Source organism: Rhizobium sp. NFACC06-2 (assembly GCF_900101425.1).
GTDB classification, from domain to species: Bacteria; Pseudomonadota; Alphaproteobacteria; order Rhizobiales; family Rhizobiaceae; genus Agrobacterium; species Agrobacterium leguminum.
Window position 1 is genome coordinate 12,494 of the sequence record NZ_FMVA01000015.1, and the last position, 14,826, is coordinate 27,319.

A 14,826-nucleotide genomic window follows, 5' to 3' on the forward strand; every position below is an offset into this window, starting at 1 on the left:
ATTTGTGTTCTGGACGATTTTCTTTGTGAGTGGGCCAAATGGCAAAAATCAAATCGCGGCAGCCTTCAGGACTGACGCATGACGAGCATGAACGTAGCCTGAAATTGATCGACGGCACCAATGAGCCGGTGCTGGCGCTTTGCCGCGTTTACCCCACCGGGCACCGGACGCCGCCCCACAGCCATAGCCGCGTGCAGATCTGGTGCGCCCGTCAGGGCGTCGTGCTTGTCAGCACTGCGGATGGTCGCTGGATGATACCGCCCGGTCATGGGTTGCTCATACCCGCCGGGCTGCAACATGAGGCGGAAACCATCTCGACGGTGGAGATGCATTCGATCTACGTCCATCCGGACCTGTTTCATGCGGGCGCACCGCGCGTGGTGGAAATAACCGATCTCGCCTCCAGCCTTATTTCGGAATTGCTGGGTGAAGAACACCAGCCGACGGCTTTTCACCGGCAGGGCCTTGTGCGGGCGCTGTTGCTGGACGAGGTCAACCGCCTGCCGGAAAGGCCGCTCGGACTGCCTTTTCCAGATAATCAGCGTCTGGCGGCGCTGTGTCGTGATTTCCTGAAAAAGCCGGTGGCGCGGGTGGAGATCGATGACTGGGCGGCGGCCATGGGCATCAGCCGCCGCTCGTTTACGCGGCTGTTCCGTAAGGAACTGGGGTTGAGTTTCGTCACCTGGCGCCAGCAGGCCTGTATCTTCGCCTCTCTGCCGAGACTGGCGGCCGGCGAAGCGGTGACCAATGTGGCGCTGGATGCCGGTTATGAAAACATCCCGGCTTTCACCACCATGTTCCGGCGAATGCTGGGCAGTTCACCAAGGGCCTATCGGCAGGCGGCGCGGCAGCGCAGCGCTGCTTTTTCCGATTTCGAAGAGATCGAAGGTTAAGCCGCAGTCGCCCGCATGTCGCGGCGGAAATCGGAAGGCGACATGCCGGCGATCTGGCGGAAGGCCTTGTTGAAGGCGCTGACCGAGCCGAAGCCGCTTTCCATGGCGATTTGCAGAATATTGTCCTTGCCGGTCATCAGCATCGCCTGCGCGCGGGAGAGCCGCAGCAGGGTCAGATATTTGATCAGCGTCATGCCGGTGGATTTGCGGAACAGGTTCATCGCATATTTCGGGTGCAGCGAGGCGGCGCGGGCGATTTCCGTCGCGTCGATATCGTCGAGAAAATTAGCGGCGATGAAGTCGCACATGCGCACCACACCGATGGAGGGCGCCATGCCCTCGTCATCCTGTCTGCGTTTTCCATCGAGAGCGGATGATATGACGGAGTAAGGCTCCAGAAACATCCGCTCGACCCGCAGCAGCAGTTCCTCCACCGCGTGCTGGGCTTTTGCCGGATCGCCCGAAGTGACGTAGCGGAACCAACGGCCGAAATTTTCTGCATCCGCCCTGTCCGTCTCGGCACTCACCATCGTCGCACCGCCCATCAACTGGCTGGAGACGGCGGCCGGCAGGCGCATGCGGAAGAAATGCACGAGCGGCAGGTGCGCGCCTGCATAAAAGGAATCGTCGGAGGAATGGTCCATCTGGTGCGGCTGGCCGCCCCAGAAGATGCACATCTGGCCGGCATCGAGCGAGAGCTCGTGATCGCCCATGCGATAATGCACCGATCCCGACATCACGTAATTCACTTCCACCTGCGCGTGCCAGTGAGGCCTGAGCATGATGGGCGGATGATTGTGAAAAAGCTGCAGCGTTGTCGGCATGCCTTCGATGCTGCTTGCACCCGGCTGGTAGAAGGCTCTTTCAGCAATCTTACTTTCCGCCAAATCGATGTTCCCTTTTTACGAGACAGATTTCCTGTCCCCGCTAATGTGCCCATGTTCGCTGAAGAACGGCAATTGAAAAAGGGAGGTTTTCAATGTGCTTGAAATTTCTTGGCGCGTCTACGGCCATGCTGCTTCTCGCAGCCCCGGCTTTCGCGCAAACCGAGACCGTTACCATCTGGAGCTGGAATGTCGCGGCTTCCGCGCTGAAATCCACGGTAGAGGGCTTCAACAAGCAGAATCCAGATATCAAGATCGTCGTTGAAGACCTTGGAAACAATCAGGTTTTTGACAAGACGCTGGCTGCCTGCGCAGCCGGGGGCGATGGTCTTCCTGACATCGTCACCATTGAAAATTTCGAGGCGGAACTGTTCTGGAGTCGTTTTCCCGATTGTTTCGCCAATCTGACCGAGCTTGGCTATACGCCTGAGAAACAGGCGCTTTTCCCTGATTTCAAGCGCACGGAACTGGAGGTTGACGGTGTCGCCTATGCGGTGCCGTGGGATTCCGGTCCGGTGGCGGTATTTTATCGCCGCGACTTCTATGAGAAGGCAGGCGTCGATCCGGCCTCCATCAGAAGCTGGGATGATTTCATCGCCGCCGGCAAGAAGGTCATGGCCGCCAATCCCGGCACCGTCATGGCGCAGGCCGATTTCAACGGCGATAGCGAATGGTTTCGCATGATCGCCAATGAGCAGGGATGCGGTTACTTTTCGACCGATGGCCAGAACATCACCATTAACCAGCCTGCCTGTGTCGCGACCCTAGAAAAGGTCAAGGAAATGAAGGACGCCGGCATCATCACGGCGGCGATCTGGGATGAGAAAATCCAGGCCAATACCGCCGGCAAGGCCGCCAGCCAGATGTATGGCGCCTGGTATGAAGGCACGGTTCGTTCCGGCTCTCCTGATCTTTCCGGCAAATGGGGCGTCTATCTGATGCCGAGCCTGACGCCGGATGGTCCGCACGCCGCCAATCTCGGCGGTTCGTCGCTGGCGATCAGCTCGACATCCGAACACAAGGAAGCGGCGTGGAAATATATCGATTACGCGCTCACCACCAATGAAGGACAGGTGACGATGCTGAAATCCTTCGGCCTCGTTCCTTCGCTGCTGTCTGCCATCGACGATCCTTTCGTCAAGGAAAAGCAGGCCTATTGGGGCGGACAGGCGGTGTGGACCGATATTCTCGCCACCCTGCCGAAGATCGTGCCCAGCCGCGGCACCGCGTTCCAGTCGGATGCCGATGCGATCTACAAGGCGACGCAGACGAAATATTTCGCGGGCGGTTATCCCAATGCGAAAGCGGCGCTCGACGATGCCGCCAAGCAGATCGAAACGGCAACGGGGCTCCCTATCGCGCAGTAAGCCTTCGCTGGTTTAGGCGGGCGGGTGCCACAAGTTTCTTCTCCCCGAGGGGGAGAAGTCCGCGGCAGCGGGATGAGGGGGCGAGCGTAGAGATATACCGAGAGCCAGCCCCCTCATCCGACCCTTCGGGCCACCTTCTCCCCCTCGGGGAGAAGAAATAGGCCGCACCGTTTTGCAATGGCATTTTCCCGGAACCGGGGCCGGGCTTGCCGCAAAGCATATCGACACGGCGACGGGGTTTCCCGTCGCGTAGTAAGCTGGCGGCCAGGATCGAGCGGGTGCCACAAGTTTCTTCTCCCCGAGGGGGAGAAGTCCGCGGCAGCGGGATGAGGGGGCGAGGGTAAAGATATACCGAGAGCCAGCCCCCTCATCCGACCCTTCGGGCCACCTTCTCCCCCTCGGGGAGAAGAAAATAGGCCGCACCGTTTTGCAAAGGCATTCCCCGCATAGGGGCGCGCTCTTTCTGAAGCTTTTCCATCTATCCGGACACCATCCGGCACATGGGGGTCGTCATGCCGTCCAGGAACAGGATCGCTTATGCGTTCCTTGCGCCCTATCTCCTGATTTTCGCCACCTTCTGGGTCTGGCCGATCATCAGCTCGTTCATGCTGTCGTTCCAGAATACCCGCATCAACCCATGGCGGTTTGCGCCCTCCATGAACTGGGGGCGGCTCGTTTCCGATCCGGCCTTTTATAATGCGCTCTATAATACGCTGATCATTCTGGTCATTCAGGTGCCCGTGATGATCGCGCTCGCTACCGTCATGGCGGTGCTCTTGAATTCGCCTCTTCTGAAGGCGCGGCCCCTTTACCGCTTCGCCTTCTTTGCTCCTGTCGTCGTTGGCGAGGTGGCCTATGCGGCGGTGTTTCGGCTGATGTTCAGCGCCGATTTCGGCATCATCAACAAGCTCATCACCTCCGTCGGCCTTTCGCCCATCTCGTGGTTCGACAATGCCAATGCGGCCATGGCGCTGGTCATCATCGCGGTGACATGGCGCTGGGCAGGGTATAACGCCATCATCATTCTGGCCGGCCTGCAATCCATCCCCGGCGATGTTTATGAAGCGGCGACGCTGGACAAGGTGAGCAAGCGCCAGCAGTTCTTTTATATCACCCTGCCGCTCCTCAAACCCATCATCCTCTTCTGCGTCGTGCTCTCGGTCATCGGCACCATGCAGCTGTTTGCCGAACCCTTCCTCATCACCAACAGGGGCGGGCCGGGCGGCGGCACGGAGACGCTGGGGCTGTTCCTTTATCGGCAGGGCTTCACTTCGCTCAATTTCGGTTATGCCTCGGCCATTGCCTACACCATGGCGGCGCTCGCCATCGCCATTTCACTCCTCAATCTCTGGGTCGGGAGGGAGCCGAAATGAGATCGAAATCGAGATCGCTTTTCTGGCAGAAGATCGCCCTGCATGCGGCGCTGACACCGCTTGCCATCATCTGGCTGTTTCCGCTGTGGATGATGTTCGTGTTTTCGACCATGCCGGATTACGGCATCTTCAGCCCGGATATCGTGCTGGTGCCCTCCACCAATTTCGTTGAGAATTTCAACAACCTGCAGGCGGACACCAATTTCCTGCGGGCCATGTTCATCTCGATCACCGTCGCCGTCATTTACACCGTGCTTTCGGTGTTCCTGACGTCAATGGCCGGCTGGGCGCTGGCGCGTTACCGTTTTGCCGGACGCGGGGTGGTGATCGCCATCATTCTCGGCACCATCACTTTGCCTTTCGCCGTCGTCGTCATCCCGCAATTCATCATGGTGGCGCGGGAGTTCAAGCTCGCCAACACATGGGTGGCGCTGATCGTGCCGCCGCTGTTCAACTCGCTCGGCGTACTGTTCATGCGGCAATCCTTCTCGATGATGCCGACGGAGCTTTTCGATGCGGCACGGGTGGAGGGCGTCAAGGAATGGCAGATCTTCCTGCGCATCGCTTTGCCGCTCGCGCGGCCCACCATGGCGGCGCTCTCCATCATCCTCTTCCTGGCCTCGTGGAACAATTACCTCTGGCCGCTTCTCATCAATTCCCGCCCAGGAATGATGACCGCACCCGTGGCGCTTGGCACCCTCATCGGGCTGACCAAAGTGTCATGGGGCGGCATCATGGCCGGCGCGGTGCTGCTCACCGCACCCATTCTCGTGGTTTTCGTGGCTTTGCAGCGTCACTTCATCGCCGGCATCTCCGCCGGGGCAGTCAAGTAAGGGGAGGCCGCATGGCGGAACTTTCGCTCAAGAACGTGGTCAAGCGTTACGGCGCGCTGGAAGTGATCCATGGCGCAAATCTCGAGGTGAAGGACGGGGAATTTGTCGTTTTCGTCGGCCCCTCCGGCTGCGGCAAATCCACGCTTCTCAGAATGATCGCCGGGCTGGAGGATATTTCCGGCGGCGATATCGTGATTGGCGGCAGAACGGTCAGCGACGCCGATCCGGCCGATCGCGGCATTGCCATGGTGTTCCAGTCCTATGCGCTTTATCCGCATATGACGGTTGCCGAAAACCTCTCTTTCGGCCTTAGAATGAACGGTAACCCGAAGGCGGATACGCAAAAGCGGGTCAACCGCGCCGCCGAAATCCTGCAGATCAACGAGCTGATGGAGCGCCGGCCGAAGCAGCTGTCGGGTGGCCAGCGCCAGCGCGTCGCCATCGGCCGCGCCATCGTGCGCGAACCGCAGGTGTTTTTGTTCGATGAGCCTCTGTCCAATCTCGATGCCGAATTGCGGGTGCAGATGCGGGTGGAAATCTCGCGGCTGCACAAGCAGCTCGGCACCACGATGATTTATGTGACGCATGACCAGACCGAGGCGATGACGCTGGCCGACAAGATCGTGGTGCTGCGGGCCGGCAATATCGAGCAGGTCGGCGCGCCGCTCAATCTCTATGACGATCCCGCCAACCGCTTCGTTGCCGGTTTCGTCGGTTCGCCGAAGATGAATTTCCTCGACGCCACCATCATCGGCAGCGGCGCCGACAGCGTCAAGCTCGCTCTCGACAGCGATCCAGCGGTGCGGCTGAGCCTGCCGGTGAAAAGCCGTTTGAGCGAGGGAGCCAAGGTTTCGCTCGGCATCCGGCCGGAGCATTTTGCCGATGCGGGCGGGGGCGATGCCGATCTCACCGTTCATGTCGATGTCGCCGAACATCTCGGCAATACCAGCTATGTCTATGCCCGAACCGAAGGCGGCGAGCAGCTCATCATCGAGCGACCGGAGTCGCGCGATGTCGGCAATCGTGACCGGCTGACGGTCGGCCTTTCCGCCCGCCGCGCTTTCCTTTTCGACAGCAGGGGCGAACGCCTGCGCTGAACCCTTTCCCAAGCACCCAAGACTGATATGAAGGACGAGGATTTCATGACGACCGAACAACCGATCCGCTGGGGCATCATCGGCCCGGGCACCATCGCCAGAACCTTTGCTGACGGCATTGCCCATTCCCGCACCGGCAGGTTAGAGGCCATCGCCACCCGCAATCCGGACAAGCCCGGCCTTGCCGAAGCTTTTGCCGGCGCGCGCATTATCAAGGGTTACGATGCCCTGCTTGCCGATCCCGCTATCGATGCGGTCTATATCGCCACACCCCATACCGGCCATGCCGAATGGGCGATCAAGGCGATCCGGGCCGGCAAGAACGTGCTGGTGGAAAAACCCATCGCGCTTTCCGCCTATGATGCCGACGCCATTTTCCACGAGGCGAAAAAGGCCGGTGTCTTCGCGGGCGAGGCCTATATGTACCGCCTGCACCCGCAGACGGCGAAACTGCTGGAGCTGGTGAAAGCCCGGGCGGTGGGCGATATCCGCATCATCCGCTCCAGCTTCGGTTTCAACATGGGCTCGTTCCGGGCCGATCACCGGCTGTTCGCCAATGAGACGGCGGGCGGCGGCATTCTGGATGTCGGCGGTTATCCGGTTTCCATGGTGCGGATGATCGCAGGTGCCGTGGAGGGCAAACCTTTCGCCGAACCGGAAAAGGTCGCGGGTGCGGCGCATCTCGGCCAGTCGGGCGTTGATGAATGGGCCTCGGCGGTGCTGAAATTCGCAAACGGCATCGTCGCCGAAGTCTCATGCTCGATCATGGCGGCGCAGGACAATGTGCTGCGCATCATGGGCTCGGAAGGGCGCATAGAAGTCAAGGATTTCTGGTTCGCCGCCGGCCACAAGGGCGGCACCGGGCGGATCGATATCATCAGGGGCGACAAGGTGGAAACCATCGAGTTGCCGGAGGATCGCTGGCTTTATTCCTTCGAGGTCGACGCGGCCGGTGAGGCGATCCGGCAGGGAAAAAAGGAATTCGATGCACCCGGCATGGCCTGGGCGGACAGCCTCGGTAATCTGCGTGTCATGGATCAATGGCGGGCTTCCGTCGGGCTGGAATACAGCATTGAAAAAGCAACGTCGCGCGTTGCCAATATTGCCGGCGGCAAGGTCGTGGCCGGAAACGCAGTGCCGAAGCGGCAGATTCCGGGCCTTGCCAAACCCGCTTCCGTGGTCGCGCTCGGTTTCGAATTCTTCCCCAATTTCGCTTCCGCATCCCTGACGCTGGATGCCTTTTACGAGGCGGGCGGCAATCTCTTCGATACGGCCTATGTTTATGGCGCAGGCAGGACGGAGACGATTTTCGGCGACTGGCACACCAGCCGCAACGTGCCGCGTGAAGAGATCGTACTGATCGGCAAGGGTGCACATTCGCCGCTCTGCTATCCTGACATGATCGCAAAGCAGCTCGATCAGTCGCTCGCGCGGCTGAAGACGGATTATGTCGATGCCTATTTCATGCATCGCGATAATCTGGAGGTTCCGGTCGGCGAGTTCGTCGATGCCATGGATGCCGAAGTCCGGCGCGGACGCATTCGCGGCATTTTCGGCGGCTCGAACTGGACGCGCGAGCGCATGGACGAGGCGGCCGCCTATGCTGCGAAGAACGGCAAGCAGGCTCCGGCCGCGCTTTCCAACAATTTCTCGCTGGCGGAAATGCTCGATCCCATCTGGGCGGGCTGCGTTGCTGCATCAGACGATGAGTGGAAGGAATGGCTGCAATCGCGCCAGATTCCCAATTTCGCCTGGTCCAGCCAGGGGCGCGGATTTTTCACGGACAGGGCAGGGCGCGATAAGCATGACGATGAAGAAATCGTCCGCGTCTGGTATTCCGACCGCAACTTCGTCCGCCGCGACCGGGCGATCGAGCTTGCCCAAAAACTCGGCCGCCACCCGATCCATATTGCGCTCGCTTATGTCATCGCCCAGCCTTTCCCGGTCATTCCGCTGATCGGGCCGCGCACGATTGCGGAGCTGGAAGACAGTCTTTCGGCGCTGGATATCAAACTGACGGCCGAGCAGGTGAAGTGGCTGGAGGCGTGAAAGGTAATGAGACGGCGGATTTATCCGCCGTCTCCATGAGTAGGGCAAGGCGTTGCGGCATATTTCTTCTCCCCGCCGGGGAGAAGGTGGCCCGAAGGGTCGGATGAGGGGGCTAGCTCTCCGCATATCTCTACCCTTGCCCCTCATCCCGCTGCCGCGGACTTCTCCCCGGGTGGGGAGAAGAAACAGGCGGTAACCGCTCGTTCCAACTGGCGATCTTCGAGGTGGAGATGTTATCTTCCACCTTCATTCCTTCCCCGGTGACTGCTAAAGCGTAGGCTCATAAACCGTGCGGCCTGGCGTTGCAGGCAAATGATATACCGGGGTTCCCATGAGCGATATAGACCGAAGCCGTGCTCAGCAACTGATGCGGGAAGCGGATATTGAGGCGCTGGTGCTTTTCCAGCCCGAAGCCTTCCGTTATGCGGTCGGCGCCCATGCCGGTGTCGCGACCATGTGGGGCAGGGCGGGTTCGGCGATTGCGCTGGTGCCGGCCGATGCCGGGGCGGGGCTGGCGGCTATCGTCAGCGATCATGCCGCCCCGCTTGTCAGGAGGGCCGCGCGGGATATCGATCTGCGCTGCCATCGTATCTGGATCGATATGGTCGATCTGTCGGGTACCGAAACCATCGCGCAGGTGGACGATGCCTATCGCCGCAACAATTCCGCTGGCCCGAGGCCGGAAACGTTTGATCGCGCCGCTTGTTTCGGCCTGCTGGCTGACCTGCTGCGGGAGCGGGGGCTGTTGGCGGCGCGCATTGGCGCAGACCTGGAATTCATGCCCGCCGCCGATTTTCTGGCGCTGCGTCAGGCGCTGCCCGATGTCGACTGGGTTGACGGATCGGCCGTGCTGCGCGGTCTGCGCGCCGTGAAATCCGAGCGTGAGATCGAGCTTCTGAGGCGTGCGGCGACTGCTGCGGAGGCCGGGCTGGTCGCGATGGCCGCTGCCGTCAGGCCTGGCGCGGCGCTCGGCGGGCTTTCCGCCGCCTGGAAGGCCGGCGCACAGGCCCATGCCGCGAAATCCGGGTTTTCGCTGAGCGGCCATTGGGACTACATATCCGTCGGACCTGCTTTGTCGGATATGGCGGCGGTTGTCACGCCGGGCGCGCTCATCAAGGCCGATGTCGGCACGCTGGTCGACGGTTATTCATCGGATGGCGCGCGGAGTTTTTCGTGGGGGCCGGTCTCGCCGCTGGCCGCCGATGTTTTCAGCGCCCTGGAAGCGGCCTTTGCCAGCGGGCTCGAAGCGATTCGTCCCGGCAATACATTCGGTGCTGTGCACGCCGCCATGCTGGCCTCGATGCGCAGGCAAGGTTTCAGCGAATATTATCGCGGCCATTTCGGGCATTCCGTCGGCGGTGGCGTGGGCATCGAGGAATGGCCGTTCTTTTCCCATGACAATCCGGAAATCATTCTTCCCGGCATGGTCGTTGCGGTTGAAGCGCCGTTTTATGGCGAAGGACTGGGCGCGCTGATGATCGAGGACCAGTTCCTCGTCACCGCCTCCGGCGCGGAATGCATGAACAGCCTGCCACGCGCCCTGCGGGATTTATCGGCGAACTGAGCGCCGGATCAGAGGAAATCGTCGCGGCGCGGGGTAAAGCAGTCGATCAGCTCGCCCTCTTCCAGACACAGGCAGCCGTGCTCGATATGGCCGGGAATGACGAGGCTATCGCCCTTCTGAAGATCGTAGGCCTCACCGTCGCGATAAAAGCGGAAGCTGCCGCTGGCGACATAGGTGGATTGCACATGCGGATGGCTGTGCAGCCTGCCTTCGGCGCCGGTCTTGAAGCGGAAGGAGACCACCATCAGTTCCGGCGCTTCGGAAAGCACGGTGCGCTCCACGCCATCGTCGGGGGAAACGGTGGGAAAGGTCGGAAGCTGCTGCATATCGTTCTCCTCAGTCATGCAATGCGGTTTAAACATCTAGTCTCAGCGCGGCGCGCGCAGCATGGAGCGATAACGCGTCTGGCTGCTTTTCAGGTGGCTGCGCATGGCGCTGCGCGCCGCCTCCTCGTCGCCGTCCTGTATCGCGATCAGGATCGCTTCGTGTTCACCGACGAGCCGGGCGAGATCGGCGGGCGAAAGCACGGTTTCCGTGCCGTTTTCGGCCACGGCGCGGCGCGGAATGAGGGTGGGGCCGAGCACCTGCAGAAACTCGCTGAAGCGGGGATTGTTGGTCGCTTCGGCAATGGCGAGATGGAAGGCGAAATCGGCCTCCGCCGTCGGCACGCCCCTGGTGGCGCTTGCGCGGAAGGCATCGAAGGCCTCGATGATCTTTTCCTCCTGTGCCGGCGAACGGCGAATGGCGGCGAGACCGGCGGCGTCACCTTCCACGGCGGTGCGCAATTCCAGCATTTCGATCAGCGACGAGACGCGCGCAAGATCGACATTGTGGAAGGGCCGCCGCTCAGTGGGTGCGGGTTCCAGTACGAAAACACCCGCGCCCTGACGCGGCTCGACCAGACCGTCGGATCGCAGCGAGGCGATTGCCTCCCGCACCACGGTACGGCTGACACCGAATTCCTGCGTCATCTGCGCTTCGGAGGGCAGGCGCTCGCCCGTCTTGTAACGACCCTTGGCGATCTGGCTGCGGAGTTCCTCCGAAACCTTCACCACAAGCGTTCTGCCTTGTGGAGCTGCCGGTTCGAAGCTTGTCGCTTTTGTCATCTTGGTCGCCGTTCTAAAAAATGTCGGTTGCGTGCACCGTTCCTCGATACGTCATTCGCGGCCTGGCATGCAATCCCGCCGTTTTAGCGGGAAAGGTCCGTGCGACATTTCACGTCTCCTTGAAGATCGGGTTGTCGACAAACACGCCACCCTGAAAGCGGACTAGCGCGTCGCTCGGGTCCGGTCTGGGAACTGTCCGGGCGATGTGCTCCCGGAAGGTCTCGGCATTGTCCTTCGGTTTCCATCCCAGAAAGCCGAGATGCGAATTGTCCCACCAGCTCGCATCGTTGGCGGAGGCCCCCCAGACGACCGGGCAGCCGAGAACGGGTGCGCGGAACGCCGCTTCGATCAGCGACACGAAATCGTCATGCGAAAACCAGGTGGACAGCATGCGGTAATTGGTGGGTTCCGGCGTGCAGGAGCCGATGCGCACAAGCGCCGTCTCCTGGCCGAATTTCTCGAAATACAGGCGGGCGAGGTTTTCGCCGAAACATTTGGAAACGCCGTAGAGGCCGTCCGGGCGGACGGGAACGTCGGGACCAAGCCGTTCGGTCTGGGGATAATAGCCGATCGTATGGTTGGAGCTGGCGAAAACAATTCGCGGCTGGCCGTGGGCGCGGGCTGCCTCGTAGAGATTATAAAGCCCGATGATGTTGCCCTGAAGGATTTGTTCGAAAGGCTTCTCCACCGATATGCCGCCGAGGTGAACGATGCCGTCGCAACCGGCAACCATGGCGTCCACGGCGTCTGCATCCGCAAGGTCGCATTGCATGCATTCCTCGTTCGGGCCTGCCGGATCGAGCGGGGCGAGATCGGCAAGGCGAACGATCTCGGCCATCGATGCAAGGCGTTTGCGCATAACGCGGCCAAGCTGGCCCGCAGCACCGGTAACAAGAAGCCGTTTCATTGCCATTCTCCCTCAGCGTTGCACGTCCCTGGCATGGTCGAGATATGCCTATGCCTCTTGACCTTGTCATACAGATCGTACAAAAAGCGGATAACATATATTATGTGCCATACGCAACAATCATGAAGGATGAGTTTGATGTTGACCGTCGAAACAAGGCAGGCCGTGAACCCGGAATATGCAAAAACGCTGGATACCGAAGGGCTCCGCCGGCATTTCCTCGCCAACGACATGTTTCGTTCCGGCGAAATCAGGCTGATCTACACCCATTATGACCGCTTCGTGATGGGCGGCGCGGTGCCGAACGGTGCGCCGCTGACGCTGGACAAGGTGGAAGAGACCAAAACGCCGTCCTTCCTCGACCGGCGTGAGATGGGCATCGTCAATATCGGCGAGACCGGCACGGTCAGCGCCGGCGGCGAGACCTATACCCTCAATCGCGGCGACGTGCTTTATCTCGGTGCAGGCAGCGGTGCGGTGACCTTTGACGGGGCAGGGCGATTCTACATCACCTCCTGCCCGGCGCATCGCAGCCTACCGGCGAAGCTCGTGACACTGGCCAATAGCAAGGAGGTCAAGCTCGGCGCGACGGAAACCTCCAACAAGCGCACCATCAACCAGTTCATCCATCCGCTGGTCATGGAAAGCTGCCAGCTGGTGCTGGGTTATACGACGCTGGAGGACGGCTCGGTCTGGAACACCATTCCTTCCCACATTCACGATCGCCGCATGGAGGCCTATCTCTATTTCGGCATGGATGAGAAGTCGCGCGTGCTGCATCTGATGGGTGAGCCGCAGGAAACCCGGCATCTGTTCATTTCGAATGAAGAGGGTGCGATTTCCCCGCCCTGGTCCATCCATTCCGGTGCCGGCATCGGTTCTTACACCTTCATCTGGGCAATGGCGGGAGACAATGTCGATTACACCGACATGGACTTCATCCAGCCGGGGGATCTGAAATGAAGAATCCCTTTTCGCTTCAGGGGCGTAAAGCGCTCGTCACCGGCGCGAATACGGGGCTTGGCCAGGCAATTGCGGTGGGGCTCGCTGCTGCCGGCGCGGAGGTGGTCTGCGCCGCCCGCCGCGCGCCGGATGAAACGCTGGAGATGATCGCCAGGGACGGCGGCAAGGCCAGCGCATTGTCTATCGATTTTGCCGATCCGCTGGCGGCGAAGGACAGTTTTGCTGACGCCGGTTTTGATATTCTCGTCAACAATGCCGGCATTATCCGCCGTGCCGATTCCGTCGAGTTTTCCGAACTCGACTGGGACGAGGTGATGGACGTCAATCTCAAGGCGCTGTTTTTCACCACCCAGGCTTTTGCCAAAGAGTTGCTGGCGAAAGGCCGGTCCGGCAAGGTGGTCAATATCGCATCGCTCCTGTCGTTTCAGGGGGGCATTCGCGTGCCGTCCTATACGGCGGCGAAACATGGCGTCGCGGGCCTCACCAAGCTTCTGGCGAATGAGTGGGCGGCGAAGGGCATCAATGTGAATGCGATTGCTCCTGGCTACATCGAAACCAACAATACCGAGGCGCTGCGTGCGGATGCGGCCCGCAACAAGGCCATTCTCGAGCGTATTCCGGCCGGCCGCTGGGGCCATTCCGACGATATAGCCGGGGCGGCGGTTTTCCTTGCTTCGCCGGCGGCGGATTATGTGCATGGCGCCATTCTCAATGTCGACGGCGGCTGGCTGGCGCGCTGATCTGTTACAGATTTCAACAATTCATCATACAACATGTATGATGAATTGTTGACAAGCATGCGGCAACCGGGTTAGGTGGCTTCCAGTCAATGAATTTGCAAAGGAATACCAGACATGAACCCTGAACAAATCAAGGCGGCGCTCGGCTCCGGCCTGTTGTCTTTCCCGGTCACCCATTTCGATTCCGAGGGCCGTTTCGCCCAGGACAGTTACAGGGCGCACGTCGAATGGCTTGCCGGTTATAAAGCGCCGGTGCTGTTTGCCGCCGGCGGCACGGGTGAGTTCTTCTCGCTGAAGCCGGATGAAATTCCGACCATCGTTTCCGCCGCCAAGGATGTGGCTGGCGAAACCGCCATCGTTTCCGGCTGCGGTTACGGCACCGAGATCGCCGTCGATATTGCCCGCTCGGTCGAAAAGGTCGGCGCGGACGGCATCCTGCTTCTGCCGCACTATCTCATCGATGCGCCGCAGGAAGGCCTTTACGCCCATATCAAGAAGGTGTGTCAGTCGGTCGGCATCGGCGTCATGGTTTATAACCGTGACAATTCCGTGCTGCAGGCGGATACGCTGGCGCGTCTTTGCGACGAATGCCCGAACCTCGTCGGCTTCAAGGACGGTACCGGCGATATCGGTCTCGTTCGCCAGATCACCGCAAAGATGGGTGATCGCCTGATGTATCTCGGCGGCATGCCGACGGCGGAACTGTTTGCCGAAGCCTATCTCGGCGCCGGTTTCACCACCTATTCCTCGGCTGTCTTCAACTTCGTGCCCGGCCTTGCCAATGAGTTCTACGCCGCCCTGCGTGCCGGCGAGCGCGCCACCTGCGAGCGCATCCTGACGGAATTCTTCTATCCGTTCATGGCGATCCGCAACCGCGCCAAGGGTTATGCCGTCTCCGCCGTCAAGGCCGGCGTTCGCCTGCAGGGCTTCAACGCCGGTCCGGTGCGTGCGCCGCTGAAGGACCTGACCAATGAGGAAATCGGCATGCTCGACGCCTTGATCGGTACGCACAAGCGCAAAGCCTGATTTGGAGGCCTGATCGAGACAAGC

Annotated in this window: 14 protein-coding genes; 10 read left to right on the top strand and 4 right to left on the bottom strand. The window is 60.5% G+C overall.

Features of this window, described 5'->3' with window-relative positions; all coding sequences use genetic code 11:
* Positions 1–38 precede the first annotated feature (38 nt).
* Entirely contained in the window at positions 39–893 is an 855-nt protein-coding gene (locus F3H58_RS21355; protein ID WP_080837053.1) for an AraC family transcriptional regulator, read from the top strand.
* On the opposite strand, the gene F3H58_RS21360 is transcribed toward F3H58_RS21355, so the two are convergent.
* Positions 890–1,786 (bottom strand): helix-turn-helix domain-containing protein, encoded by an 897-nt coding sequence (locus F3H58_RS21360; protein WP_188129020.1) that lies wholly within the window; start codon positions 1,784–1,786, stop codon positions 890–892. The genes F3H58_RS21355 and F3H58_RS21360 overlap by 4 nt on opposite strands.
* A gap of 86 nt (positions 1,787–1,872) precedes the next feature.
* On the opposite strand from F3H58_RS21360, the gene F3H58_RS21365 reads away from it, so the two are divergent.
* The 6 genes from F3H58_RS21365 to F3H58_RS21390 all read left to right on the top strand — a co-directional run bounded on the left by F3H58_RS21365 (position 1,873) and on the right by F3H58_RS21390 (position 10,060).
* Entirely contained in the window at positions 1,873–3,144 is a 1,272-nt protein-coding gene (locus F3H58_RS21365) for an ABC transporter substrate-binding protein (protein WP_149743683.1), read from the top strand.
* 512 nt (positions 3,145–3,656) lie between these two features.
* Positions 3,657–4,517 carry a carbohydrate ABC transporter permease gene (locus tag F3H58_RS21370; RefSeq protein WP_003523586.1) on the top strand — a complete coding sequence of 287 codons (861 nt, stop codon included), beginning with the start codon at positions 3,657–3,659 and terminating at the stop codon, positions 4,515–4,517.
* Positions 4,514–5,350 carry a carbohydrate ABC transporter permease gene (locus tag F3H58_RS21375; protein ID WP_046800394.1) on the top strand — a complete coding sequence of 279 codons (837 nt, stop codon included), beginning with the start codon at positions 4,514–4,516 and terminating at the stop codon, positions 5,348–5,350. The genes F3H58_RS21370 and F3H58_RS21375 overlap by 4 nt, the downstream gene beginning before the upstream one ends.
* Positions 5,351–5,361: 11 nt before the next feature.
* Positions 5,362–6,447, top strand: a complete 1,086-nt coding sequence (locus F3H58_RS21380; RefSeq protein WP_149743684.1) for an ABC transporter ATP-binding protein — start codon at positions 5,362–5,364, stop codon at positions 6,445–6,447.
* Positions 6,448–6,492: 45 nt separating this feature from the next.
* Positions 6,493–8,496 carry an aldo/keto reductase gene (locus tag F3H58_RS21385; RefSeq protein WP_149743685.1) on the top strand — a complete coding sequence of 668 codons (2,004 nt, stop codon included), beginning with the start codon at positions 6,493–6,495 and terminating at the stop codon, positions 8,494–8,496.
* Positions 8,497–8,827: 331 nt separating this feature from the next.
* Complete coding sequence (locus F3H58_RS21390; protein ID WP_149743686.1) at positions 8,828–10,060, top strand: M24 family metallopeptidase; 1,233 nt, start codon at positions 8,828–8,830, stop codon at positions 10,058–10,060.
* Between the two features lie 8 nt (positions 10,061–10,068).
* Here F3H58_RS21390 and F3H58_RS21395 read toward each other — a convergent pair whose 3' ends face one another.
* The 3 genes from F3H58_RS21395 to F3H58_RS21405 form a co-directional block, all read right to left on the bottom strand.
* On the bottom strand, positions 10,069–10,386 hold the full coding sequence (locus F3H58_RS21395; protein ID WP_003522691.1) for a cupin domain-containing protein: 318 nt from the start codon (positions 10,384–10,386) through the stop codon (positions 10,069–10,071).
* Between the two features lie 42 nt (positions 10,387–10,428).
* Positions 10,429–11,166, bottom strand: a complete 738-nt coding sequence (locus F3H58_RS21400) for a FadR/GntR family transcriptional regulator (RefSeq protein WP_078053634.1) — start codon at positions 11,164–11,166, stop codon at positions 10,429–10,431.
* Positions 11,167–11,275: 109 nt separating this feature from the next.
* Positions 11,276–12,073 (bottom strand): NAD-dependent epimerase/dehydratase family protein, encoded by a 798-nt coding sequence (locus F3H58_RS21405; protein WP_149743687.1) that lies wholly within the window; start codon positions 12,071–12,073, stop codon positions 11,276–11,278.
* 138 nt (positions 12,074–12,211) lie between these two features.
* Between F3H58_RS21405 and kduI the strand changes: the two genes are divergently transcribed.
* The 3 genes from kduI (at position 12,212) to kdgD (ending at position 14,802) form a co-directional block, all read left to right on the top strand.
* Complete coding sequence (kduI, locus tag F3H58_RS21410; protein WP_080820777.1) at positions 12,212–13,036, top strand: 5-dehydro-4-deoxy-D-glucuronate isomerase; 825 nt, start codon at positions 12,212–12,214, stop codon at positions 13,034–13,036.
* A complete protein-coding gene (gene kduD, locus F3H58_RS21415; RefSeq protein WP_127757490.1) occupies positions 13,033–13,776 on the top strand; it encodes a 2-dehydro-3-deoxy-D-gluconate 5-dehydrogenase KduD in 744 nt (247 codons plus the stop codon). Before kduI ends, kduD begins: the two co-directional genes overlap by 4 nt.
* A gap of 114 nt (positions 13,777–13,890) precedes the next feature.
* On the top strand, positions 13,891–14,802 hold the full coding sequence (kdgD, locus tag F3H58_RS21420; RefSeq protein WP_003522686.1) for a 5-dehydro-4-deoxyglucarate dehydratase: 912 nt from the start codon (positions 13,891–13,893) through the stop codon (positions 14,800–14,802).
* The last annotated feature ends 24 nt before the right edge of the window (positions 14,803–14,826 follow it).

What these genes read in the sequence shown, in the direction of transcription:
- F3H58_RS21355 (WP_080837053.1), top strand. Translation starts at nt 39, where the DNA reads ATGGCAAAAATCAAATCGCGGCAGCCTTCAGGACTGACGCATGACGAG.
- F3H58_RS21365 (WP_149743683.1), top strand. Translation starts at nt 1,873, where the DNA reads ATGTGCTTGAAATTTCTTGGCGCGTCTACGGCCATGCTGCTTCTCGCA.
- F3H58_RS21370 (WP_003523586.1), top strand. Translation starts at nt 3,657, where the DNA reads ATGCCGTCCAGGAACAGGATCGCTTATGCGTTCCTTGCGCCCTATCTC.
- F3H58_RS21375 (WP_046800394.1), top strand. Translation starts at nt 4,514, where the DNA reads ATGAGATCGAAATCGAGATCGCTTTTCTGGCAGAAGATCGCCCTGCAT.
- F3H58_RS21380 (WP_149743684.1), top strand. Translation starts at nt 5,362, where the DNA reads ATGGCGGAACTTTCGCTCAAGAACGTGGTCAAGCGTTACGGCGCGCTG.
- F3H58_RS21385 (WP_149743685.1), top strand. Translation starts at nt 6,493, where the DNA reads ATGACGACCGAACAACCGATCCGCTGGGGCATCATCGGCCCGGGCACC.
- F3H58_RS21390 (WP_149743686.1), top strand. Translation starts at nt 8,828, where the DNA reads ATGAGCGATATAGACCGAAGCCGTGCTCAGCAACTGATGCGGGAAGCG.
- F3H58_RS21395 (WP_003522691.1), bottom strand. Translation starts at nt 10,386, where the DNA reads ATGCAGCAGCTTCCGACCTTTCCCACCGTTTCCCCCGACGATGGCGTG.
- F3H58_RS21400 (WP_078053634.1), bottom strand. Translation starts at nt 11,166, where the DNA reads ATGACAAAAGCGACAAGCTTCGAACCGGCAGCTCCACAAGGCAGAACG.
- F3H58_RS21405 (WP_149743687.1), bottom strand. Translation starts at nt 12,073, where the DNA reads ATGAAACGGCTTCTTGTTACCGGTGCTGCGGGCCAGCTTGGCCGCGTT.
- kduI (WP_080820777.1), top strand. Translation starts at nt 12,212, where the DNA reads ATGTTGACCGTCGAAACAAGGCAGGCCGTGAACCCGGAATATGCAAAA.
- kduD (WP_127757490.1), top strand. Translation starts at nt 13,033, where the DNA reads ATGAAGAATCCCTTTTCGCTTCAGGGGCGTAAAGCGCTCGTCACCGGC.
- kdgD (WP_003522686.1), top strand. Translation starts at nt 13,891, where the DNA reads ATGAACCCTGAACAAATCAAGGCGGCGCTCGGCTCCGGCCTGTTGTCT.